This is a genomic window from Brasilonema angustatum (genome assembly GCF_059505445.1).
The window spans coordinates 67,622-77,932 of the sequence record NZ_JCACKO010000010.1; the positions used below are offsets into that span (position 1 = coordinate 67,622).

The window sequence follows — 10,311 nt, forward strand, 5'->3', positions numbered from 1 at the left end:
ATCATGTCCGCTCAATTACCCATAATAAATTGACCCCATCCGCGCTACCGCGCACCCTCCCCGAACTCCGGCTATACATTGCCCGGATCTTTTTAAACATTGCTGTAAGTTAGACAGCAGAAGAATTTTGGCATAATGATGGAATCAGAGGACTTGACAGAAAAGGAAAAAAGTGTGTGCAAGTATTGTTCACAGTGTTGTACAGTAAACTAATTTGTAGTTGTTGAAAAGTCATCAAAGAATTTCCATTGACATCCTCCCACCGCGCTCACGGAGTACCCTTACAGCGGGGGATTCCAAACATCACTGATTGGGCTTGCTCGACGTAATTATAGTACAGAGATTGCTAAAACCACCACTGTTCTACTCCCCCGCAATAATCGGTCGTAGAACGTGGTGGTTTTAAGCCGCGATTCATGAGCCAGTGCTTGATGAGGGGAGCCACTCCGTTGGGCGGCTCTGCCGACTTGTAGACGCCCGGAGGGCGGTGAGGGGGTCGCAGTCTTGGCGGTGAGCGTCGATTGCGAACCCCCGAACCCGGAGGGCTTCCCGCAGGGTAGGATGTGGCGTTTTCCCGACAGAGGTATCTGGCGTCCTCACCGGCAAATCAAAGATTATGGCGGGAGCCTTCTCGCGGAAATAGGTAAACTTTTGCAAAGCGCTTATAGCGCTTTGCAGCTTGCACAGACTTTCTATACGTTAGCCTTTATTGCTGTGCCGACAATCGTGTCGTAACCGCTGTATGATACACCACCAGGACCTACATTCACCTTCGTACCTCCCCCGATTCCATCCGTCTGAGTGGACAAACCGTTTTTGTCTGCGCTAGCAGTCACAATACCTGCTGGACCTATAGCGCTCAAATTAAGACCACCAGAGATAGACGCTAATTCTTCGTCTGATAACTCTTCCCAACAATCAAACTTCTTTGTGCTTTCCATTGTTACTTTTCCTTTTGTTCTTTGAATTTTTGAACCCTCCCCTGCCGGCATGCTAGGGGATTCACGCCACATCCCCATCTGACTTTTCGCCCCTTCGGGAACGCCAGTCGCCTGCGCCAGGGTTGCCCTACCAAGAGCGCTGGACTCACCTTGTTGGCTATCTGGTCAGTGGTTAGTAGCTTGTTGGAGACCCACTCTGAGGGAGAATCAGACTGCCTGCTTTCGGACGTGCTTACTTGCTCGCGGGTTAACCCTTCGGCTAGCCCCTATTAGGGGCTAGCCGAGGCTTTAAATAACGCTGGTATGCCTCCAACAGGATTGGTTCCAACCCCAGATATCCGTTTTGAACATCTTGCAATACCAGCTTGTTCTGATTAACTGACCTACTCAAAAATGCACTGAACAAGTCACGGTGATGTTCCGGAATGCCCGTTACATCCCGGTGAACTCGTTGAGACAAGGATTTTTTGATGCGCGTCCCGTCCAAATGAGTTTGGCTCAGTGCCGTTGTTTGAGTAGAAAACTTGATAACTGTACCGCCAGCATTTTCAGCTTTACGGAGCAGTACGTAGGGTACAAAACCTGGGGATTTAGCAGATATGGCTTTACCATGACGTTCTCAGTTTTGATATGTTTGCCATGCCTCAAAATCTTATTAACAACACGACGATTCTGAGTCTTGGCATAAGCAACTTTTCGTCGTTCTATTTCACGTTTCTTATTTGCAGCTTTTTTGAATGCTGAGCTACGCTCTTTTTTCTTGGTTCTAGGCAACTGTCTAGCCGTCTGGTATGGTTCGGAGTTACGGACCAAATCAAGTAGCTTCATCGCTTCATTAAGGCACGCATTGTATAGTTGCCTTCCTGCTTGGAAACGAGACAAAAACTCTGCTTCCTGCTTGCTGTCTACAGTTAACTGCACTTCTGTTATGAACGACAATGTTGTACTCCGAGCCAATTAAATCACCCCCTATCTTTTTTTTATTTCTGTTAGTAAATTACTCTAAAATCACGTTAATTAATACATCTTAATGAAAACTTTACGTGACGATTGTTTTATTCATCGTGTCGCATTTCCACCCCGATATAAATAACGTGAATCTATCAATTAAGTAGAACGGCGCAAAAAAACCGAAGTATGTAACGGAAAGTAAAGTTGCCCAAAAAGCTCTTCTCTTCTGCCTTCTGCCCTCTGCCTCCTGCCTTGTCATAACGACAATTTTCAACACCGACCTACTTAATTTAATTTCTTGATAGATTAACTTCGGGGCTATCATGCTCCCGCGTGAATCAGCGTATACTTTTCATCTTGCTTATAAGTAATATAATTTAGTGCTTAGTTATATAACTTCTACCTAAAGGGATAAAAAGCATGTGAGCCTTCCATAAACTACAGCAATAATTATTGCGGACGAAAGGAAAAGATAGTTTCCTTGAACTACTTGAAGAAGTATTTTTTTATCTTCTCTTGTACAAAAAATCAGGTCTATTAATGGCAATTGAAACATACAGCAATTATCATCCTTGTTTGACTGGATTCTTGAAAAAATTAGACTTTTTGAAGTCGATCAATAAAATTATTCTGGGGGTATTGCTGCGATTCCAAACTTCATGCTCAAACGTATCATCAAAAACTAAGCACTTGCCTTCTTCCCAGGTTTTCGTTTCATGCTCCACCCGTATCTCACAGTCATCAGGCACAATTAAACCCAAATGACAACGGAGTACAGTGTTTATATATCCCTTATGAGGAGCAATGTGAGTTCCAGGTGCAAGGCAAGAAAAAGTCGCCGTGGTCATTCCAGGAATAGATTCTACTAATTTTGTTGTTTCTGGACAAAAGCGGCAGTTATCCTCTAATTTTTTCCCAAAAGAATGCAAACTAAAGAGATCCCAGCCTTTGTTATAAAGAAACTCTTTTTGCCAATGGCTAGAATTAGCATGTTGCAGTCTGTTTAACTCTTCTTTGATGAGCAGCCAGTTTGATTCTAGGCTCTCTATAAATTTGAAATTAGTAGTTTCGTAAAACATTTTTTATTTGATTATGTTACGTTCGTTGGCTTGAAGGTAATGGGGAGAGCCTTGAGGCTGCGAAAAGCAACTTTGTTTCGCCACTCAAGGTTGTCTTGTGACAGCTTTATGTCAGGTAATTGTTGCACAAGAGCATTAATAGCAATTTCAGCTTCAATCCGCGTCAATACTGCACCCAAACAATAGTGGATACCATCAGCGAAAGCTAAGTGACTATTATTAGCGCGTGTAATATCGAAGCGATCTGGATCGGGAAATTGTGCAGGATCGCGATTTGCAGCGCCTAAAACAACAACAACTTTCTCACCAACTCGAATAGTGACACCATCTAAATCAACGTCTTCAGTTGCCACTCGTGTGGTGATTTGGATTGGGCTATCATAACGTAGTATTTCTTCCACAGCACTTTGAATCAGCATTGGTTGTGTCTTAATCTGTTGCATCTGCTGTGGGTGACGCAAGAGGGCAAGCATCCCGTTACCGATGAGATTCACTGTGGTTTCTTCACCAGTAAAGAACAATAACATACAAACAGAGATAATTTCTTCTTCACTTAGCTTGTTATTTTGTTCTTTAACTGTAATCAAAGCACTCAGTAAATCCTGTTGCGGGCTTTTTTGTCGTTGTGCAATTAAGCTTTTAAAGTAATCTGTAAATTCCAGGGCAACTTTATTCATCTGCTCATAGTCTTCCAAAGATCTGAGCGGATCTAAAATATTAGATAGTTCATCAGACCAATGATACAGCTTCAACCAATCTTCAACAGGTACCCCCAGGATTGCGGCAATAACATTGCAAGGTAATGGGCAAGCAAAATCGGATACTATATCCATGTAGCCTTGATGGCGAATTTTGCTAATTAATTCATCGGTGATTTGTTGAATTTGGGGACGCAGAAATTTGACGCTTGTAGAAGAAAACGCTTTACTAATTAGCCCTCGCAATCTAGTATGCTCAGGCGGATCTAAAAATATTAACCATTTGCTAATGGCTTGTGCAAGTGTATTGAAATCCTTCTGCTTCAAATAATTGCCTTTGTGTTTAACATTGTTTGGCATTTTATCAACACAAAAGCGAGGATCGCGCAAAACTGCTTTGGCATCAGCATAGCGAGTAACTACCCACATACCCTTAAAGCTCTGGTGTATTGGTTCAACAGAGCGGAGTTGGTGGTAGATGGGATAAGGATTCGCTTGAAACGCTGGGTGATAAGGATTAAATTTGACAGCTTTTGCAATCTCTGATTTTTGAGTCTTATTTGTATGAGCAATTGGCTCCATTTGACACATCTCCTGTCAATAACCAAATTTAACAGAAATTACTTAGCAAGTAAAACTTACAGGGAGAGCCTTTAAGCCACGTATGACTATACTCTTTTTCCACTCAATCTTGTTTGAAGCTAACTTTATATCAGGGAATTGTTGAATTAGTGTATTAATAGCAATTTGCGCTTCCACGCGTGCTAATGCTGCTCCTAAACAATAATGAATACCATCAGCAAAAGCAACGTGTTGATTCTGTCCTCGATTAATATTTAGCTCGTCGGGTTCTGGGAACTGGGCTGGATCTCGATTAGCAGCTCCCAAGCAAAGAACTATTTTTTCACCTGCTTTTATTGTTCGGTTACCGACTTCTAAATTATCAATAGCAATACGCGTTAACATTTGAATTGCACTATCGTAGCGAATTATTTCTTCTACAGCACTTTGGATTTTTGTTGGTTCTGTTTTGAGTTGTTCTATTTGGTTAGGGTGTTGTAGCAATGCCAGTATTCCATTGCCTATTGTATTACCTGTGGTTTCTTCACCTGCCCCGAATAACAATGTGCAAATTGCCAATATATCCTTTTGACTTAACCTGTCATTTTGCTCTTGAGCTGCAATCAAATTACTAATTAAGTCTTCTTGTGGATCTTTTTCTCGTTCGGCAATCAGAGTACGTAAATATTCCTGAATCTCTTTTGTAGCTTTATTCATCGCTTGATATTCTTCTAGTGACACAAGTGGATCTAAAATACGAGACAAAACATTAGTCCACTGATGAAGCTGCTGTTGAGCTTCTTTTGGTATTCCCAACAGCATACTAATTACACTGACAGAAAGTGGACTGGCAAGATCGGCAACAATGTCCATACTCCCCTTGTGCCGAACTTTGTCAAGCAATTCATCCACAATTTCCTGAATATGAGGACGCATACGCTCAACAACTACAGGAGAAAAGGCTTTACCTACTAACCCACGTAATCTCGTATGGTCTGGCGGGTTCATATAAAATAAAAATCGGCTGGTGGTATAAGCAAGAGTATTTAAATTCTTTTCCTTGTCTTTGAGATATTTGTTTCTTTCTTGTATTGATTTTGGTCTATCATCAGTCCGAACACGACCACTTTTTAAAACTGCTTTGACATCGGCATAGCGGGTAACGATCCAATCACCTCCAACAAAGTATCTATGTACCGGATCTGACTCTCGGAGGCGATGGTAAGTTGGATAAGGATTAGCGTTAAACTTAGGGTCAAAAAGATTGAATTTGAATGCTTTTGCTGACTCTACTTTTTCTGATGTTGTAGTACTAATTGCTTCTTTGTTCATATTAATGTCTCGGCAATTCCATTTTTTTCAAACACTAACTGAAGATTGGATTGATGGCAATGAATTATATTCCTCTGCTAAATACTGCGCTAGTATTTCGATGCTAGGGTATTCCCAGAAAAGAATAATTGCAAGTTCACAGCCAATCCATTGACCTAATTCACCTGTCATGCTGACTGCCACTGCTGAATCTAAACCATATGCAGTAAAAGGTTCTTGAATATCTATTTCATCAGGAGGTATGTTCAGGTACAAGGCAAGATGAGAAATCAGCCAGGTTTGAATCGCTTCTTTTGTAAAAGTTGGCTTTAACGATTTCTGGTCAACCTCAGATTTATTAATATTTGAATTAACATCTGAAGAATGCACTTGTTCCCAAAGGTCGTCTACTTCTGCTTGAAGTTGTTGTAAGTCTTTTTGTTCAAGATTCGCTGTCCAATCTCCGACAACATCCAAATTTCCATCTAGAAATCCAACTCGACAAGCGTGACGCTGAATCTTACCACTAGAAGTTTTTGGGATGCTCGCCGTCTTTAGCAGCACAATGGCATAAACTTGTAACTGGTGCTGCTCTGATACTGCTTGACGAATAGACTTAACGATTTCATCTACATCCAACTGACGTAAGTAAGTACGCTCTATCTCTTGAGTAATAACTAGCTGCTCAACACCATTTGTCTCCACAGAAAATGCTGCGCCGCAGTTTGCTCGCAGTGCGGGATGACTATTCTCGACTGTCAATTCAATATCCTGGGGATAATGATTTTGCCCTCGAATAATCATCATATCTTTGAGGCGACCTGTGACAAATAGTTCGCCATCAAGCAAAAATCCTAAATCTCCAGTGCGTAGATATGGTCCTTCTTTTATGTTTTGCAGTTGGGCATTGAAAGTTTGTTGAGTTTCTTCCAGTTTCTTCCAGTAGCCACCAGCCACACTCGGTCCTGCAACCCAAATCTCTCCTATTTGTCCATCTGAACAGCGAGTTAATGATTCTGGGTGAACAATGACAATTTTTTGGTCCAAACTACTATGACCAACACCAACAATCGTTCTTGCATCTTCATCTTTGCTATTAGTAGTCACAATCAGATTCTGCTTAAACGCTTTATCTTGCAGAAAGCCAATCACTGGTGGCTCTTTTTTCAAACCCCCAGACACAATCAAGGTTGTTTCCGCCATTCCATAGCAGGGGTAAAAAGCACTTCTTCTAAAGCCACAATCTGCAAATGTTGCTGAAAACCTCTCAATAGTTTCCGCCCGTACAGGTTCAGCACCATTGAAAGCAACCTCCCAACTGCTCAAATCAAGCTGTTGGCGTTGTTCAGGAGTAATCTTGTCAACACACAAATCATAAGCAAAATTAGGTCCACCACTGGTATTCGCCTTATAGTCCGAAATAGCTTTTAGCCAGCGAAAAGGTTTTAGTAGGAAAGACTCTGGCGACATCAGTGTAACTGAACAACTGCCATATATAGGCTGTAGCACTCCACCAATCAACCCCATATCGTGGTAAGGAGGAAGCCAAATCACACCTCGACTGTCAGGTGTATGCTCAAAAGCCTGATAAATTAAAGCAGAATTATACAGTAAATTGTCATGATTCACCATCACCCCTTTCGGGTTTCCTGTCGTACCAGATGTGTACTGGAGAAGTGCCAGTGAGTTGTTATTAATTTCAGGAAAATACCAATCATCTGCTAAATTCTCGGCTATATTATCAGTCGTTATACATCGCAAAGCTGCTAATTCTGGTTCTTCTTTGAATGTTTCTCCCAATTTAGTCATTACAGATGAAGTGGTGAGTGCAAAAGTTGCCTGTGCATCTTGTGCAATAGCTTGCAATCTTGTCATCCGCTGTTTACCTCGTGGTGGATACACAGGCACAACAGTTACACCTGCATACAAACCTCCAAAAAAAGCAGCAATAAATTCCAGTCCGGGCGGGTAGAGAAGCAGCACTCTTTCTCCAAAAGCTTTCATGCTTTGAAGCAATGCGGCAATGGTGCGTGCTTTTTGGTCTAATTGTTCATAAGTGAAGCTAACTTTTTCTGTTTCTCCATCTACCAAAAAGGTATATGGCACCTGGTTTGGTTGTTGTTGCGCTCTATAACGTAACAGGTTAACTAAAGTCGCTTCTTGCTGTGAATGTGGTGAAAATAAATCGTGATACATACCTATGTTTGTACTTGAAGTAGTTAGAAATTTCTGAGAAATGTTCTTAAATAGTTTGACTGACTGATTGATAAAAGAATCTTGTTATTTTTTACAGCCAATGCCTAGCACTGCTTAGAGTTCTGGCTATATTTTGCTAAAAAAGCGTGCTATTTAATCATAAATAAAATAGGTCGATATGGATTGCTCCTAATACCTTGAAGTAAGCTCATAAAATCTGACATAATCGTGTTCATTGTACTTTCTAAAAAAATCGACATCGTATTCTATCTCTCCAAAAATGTATTTTTTTGAGCATGATCAGATTCACTTTTAAACAAGCCCAACTGGGTTTGTAATTGTTGAGCCAGATCAATCAGGGTCATATCTTCAAATAACAGCTTGATTGACCAGTCAAAAGCAAAGTCTTGTTTAATGCGGTTTACCAGTTGAATTAACATCAACGAGTTCAACCCCAAGGTATTGAGCGGTTGTTCAACATCTAGCTGGGATGGAGCCAATCCCAACACTTTAGCAATCTGTTCTATCAAATATTCTTCAAGCAGTTGCTGCTGTTTCTCTGGAGATGTTGCAAGTTGTACTCGCCTTAACTCAATAGTCAATTCAGGGGCAATAACTTCAGGGATGGGTAGGTCTCGATTTGTGGTTTGGTTAATCAAAGAAAATTCATGTTCATCGGTTGAGAATGCAGTTTCCTGGTGATGTCGAATTAGAGCGGTGATTAGTTTTGGTAGGAGTTGCACTTGCTCTAATGAAAATGGTTCGGTTTGGGCAAGAAGCTGAACAATCTGTTCCGTCGAATCTCCCCGGTCAAGTAAGCTAGAAATCAAAGAGCGGTGAGGTAGTGGGGATAGATCGCTTGATTGCGACGAGCGACTACTGCTGAACCAATAACTTTGTCGCTCAAAAGGATAAGTGGGCAGTCGTAGGCGATGACGGGGATAGTCACGATCAAATCCTGACCAATTAACAGGTGCTCCTAAAACATAAAGTTGTGCCAAACTGGACAACATCTGTTGCCAGCTTGATTGCCCCGGACGTAAGCTTGGAAGCCAAACCCCAACTCCTTCAGGTAGACAACGGATGCCCATTGACAATAGATTAGGCTTTGGTCCGATCTCGACAAATACCGTGACTCCCTGCTGGAGCATGGTTTGCATCCCTGTGAAAAACCTCACGGGTTTCTGGATCATCGTCCTCCAATACTCTATGGTGGTCATTAAATCACCAGACACCTGCCCTGTGACACCAGAAATTATCGGGATTTGGGGAGGAGAAGGAGCAAAATCTACCAGTGGTGATTCCATCAAAGGCGAATGATACGGGTAGGATACACTCAGTCGAATCGTTTTGATTCCTTCTGCTTCCAAAGCAGCCATAACGGCATCAACTGCCTGTTGCTCACCGGAAATCGTCAGCAATGGTTCGGCGAAAAGACCAATGACAACTTTGTCAGCGTAGGGTTGAATTGCAGCTGCCACTCGCTCTTCATCTGCAAATACAGCGCCTATCGTCCCTTTCTGGCTTTGAGATTGAACCTGCTGCTCTCCTCTGATTGCAAGCTTGAGCGCGTCTTCCAGACTCAAAATACCGGCAACACAGGCAGCGGCATACTCTCCCAGGCTTATTCCCATCACAACCGACGGTTCGATACCCCAAGATTTCCACAACTCGCAAAGCGCTATTTGCAGCGCAAATAATGCCGTCCAGTTGTCAACTGGATCGATGACAGTTTCCTTAGCTGCACAGATATAAAGAACGTCGATCAGAGATTTTCCAAGCAACGGCTGGGCGATCGCATTACAGCGATCAATAACTTGGCGAAAGACTGGCTCTTGTTCGTACAGTTGACGATCCAGTTCTAGTTTGCCGTAAATCAAGCCAGTGAACAAGAATCCAATCTTGGGAACTTTCTTTGGCTTGACAACGCCACTCACCAACTCCGCCGACTGCCCAGTTACAGCAAACGCCTCCAAGCGTTCTGCAAATTGTGCTGTAGAGTCCCCAATCACAGCCAGCCGATAATTAAATGAGGTTCTGCCAGTATTGGCACTAAAACAAACATCAGCAATTGGCACATCAGGATGATTAACTAGAAACTCGTGATAACTGTGGGCTAGCGATCGCAATGCTGTTTCTGTTTTGGCAGATAGCGTCAGCACATGTAGCGGGCGATCAATAAAAGAGGACTCCTTGACTTGATCCGGGGAAGCTTCCATCACTATATGAGCGTTTGTGCCGCCAAAGCCGAACGCACTCACGCCTGCAATGCAAGGGCGATCGCTCTTGTAAGGCTCCAAGTTTTGCTGCACTTGCAATGGCAGTTTATCGAACCCCACATTCGGATTTGGCTGCTGAAAATGCAAAGAGGGCGGTATCTGTCCATACTTGAGGGACAACGCCACTTTAATCAATCCGGCAATTCCACTAGCTGCCTCTAAGTGTCCAATGTTGGTTTTGACGGAACCAACACGACATTTATCTCCAACAGAGCGATTTGCTCCTAAAACGGTTGCCAAGGCTTTGAGTTCGATCGCATCCCCCAACAGAGTTCCAGCACCTTGTGCTTCGACA

7 protein-coding genes are annotated in these 10,311 nt (G+C 42.5%); all 7 read right to left on the minus strand.

Features of this window, described 5'->3' with window-relative positions:
* Positions 1-692 precede the first annotated feature (692 nt).
* Positions 693-941: a bacteriocin gene (locus AC5JM2_RS02485; RefSeq protein WP_495833328.1), complete on the minus strand. Its 249-nt coding sequence runs from the start codon at positions 939-941 to the stop codon at positions 693-695.
* Between the two features lie 498 nt (positions 942-1,439).
* A complete protein-coding gene (locus tag AC5JM2_RS02490; protein ID WP_495833329.1) occupies positions 1,440-1,880 on the minus strand; it encodes a hypothetical protein in 441 nt (146 codons plus the stop codon).
* A gap of 578 nt (positions 1,881-2,458) precedes the next feature.
* Positions 2,459-2,971: an aspartyl/asparaginyl beta-hydroxylase domain-containing protein gene (locus AC5JM2_RS02495; RefSeq protein WP_495833330.1), complete on the minus strand. Its 513-nt coding sequence runs from the start codon at positions 2,969-2,971 to the stop codon at positions 2,459-2,461.
* A gap of 11 nt (positions 2,972-2,982) precedes the next feature.
* On the minus strand, positions 2,983-4,251 hold the full coding sequence (locus AC5JM2_RS02500; RefSeq protein ID WP_495833331.1) for a cytochrome P450: 1,269 nt from the start codon (positions 4,249-4,251) through the stop codon (positions 2,983-2,985).
* Positions 4,252-4,293: 42 nt separating this feature from the next.
* The gene (locus tag AC5JM2_RS02505) at positions 4,294-5,562 is read right to left on the minus strand and encodes a cytochrome P450 (RefSeq protein ID WP_495833332.1); all 1,269 of its coding nucleotides are present in this window, start codon (positions 5,560-5,562) and stop codon (positions 4,294-4,296) included.
* Positions 5,563-5,589: 27 nt separating this feature from the next.
* Positions 5,590-7,737, minus strand: a complete 2,148-nt coding sequence (locus AC5JM2_RS02510) for an AMP-binding protein (RefSeq protein WP_495833333.1) — start codon at positions 7,735-7,737, stop codon at positions 5,590-5,592.
* 266 nt (positions 7,738-8,003) lie between these two features.
* Positions 8,004-10,311, minus strand: a 2,308-nt coding sequence (locus AC5JM2_RS02515; protein ID WP_495833334.1) for a type I polyketide synthase, incomplete at its 5' end; no start/stop codon positions are given.

Excerpts from the sequence above, each read along its gene's own strand:
- AC5JM2_RS02485 (WP_495833328.1), bottom strand. The coding sequence starts at position 941 with ATGGAAAGCACAAAGAAGTTTGATTGTTGGGAAGAGTTATCAGACGAA.
- AC5JM2_RS02500 (WP_495833331.1), bottom strand. The coding sequence starts at position 4,251 with ATGGAGCCAATTGCTCATACAAATAAGACTCAAAAATCAGAGATTGCA.
- AC5JM2_RS02510 (WP_495833333.1), bottom strand. The coding sequence starts at position 7,737 with ATGTATCACGATTTATTTTCACCACATTCACAGCAAGAAGCGACTTTA.
- AC5JM2_RS02505 (WP_495833332.1), bottom strand. The coding sequence starts at position 5,562 with ATGAACAAAGAAGCAATTAGTACTACAACATCAGAAAAAGTAGAGTCA.
- AC5JM2_RS02495 (WP_495833330.1), bottom strand. The coding sequence starts at position 2,971 with ATGTTTTACGAAACTACTAATTTCAAATTTATAGAGAGCCTAGAATCA.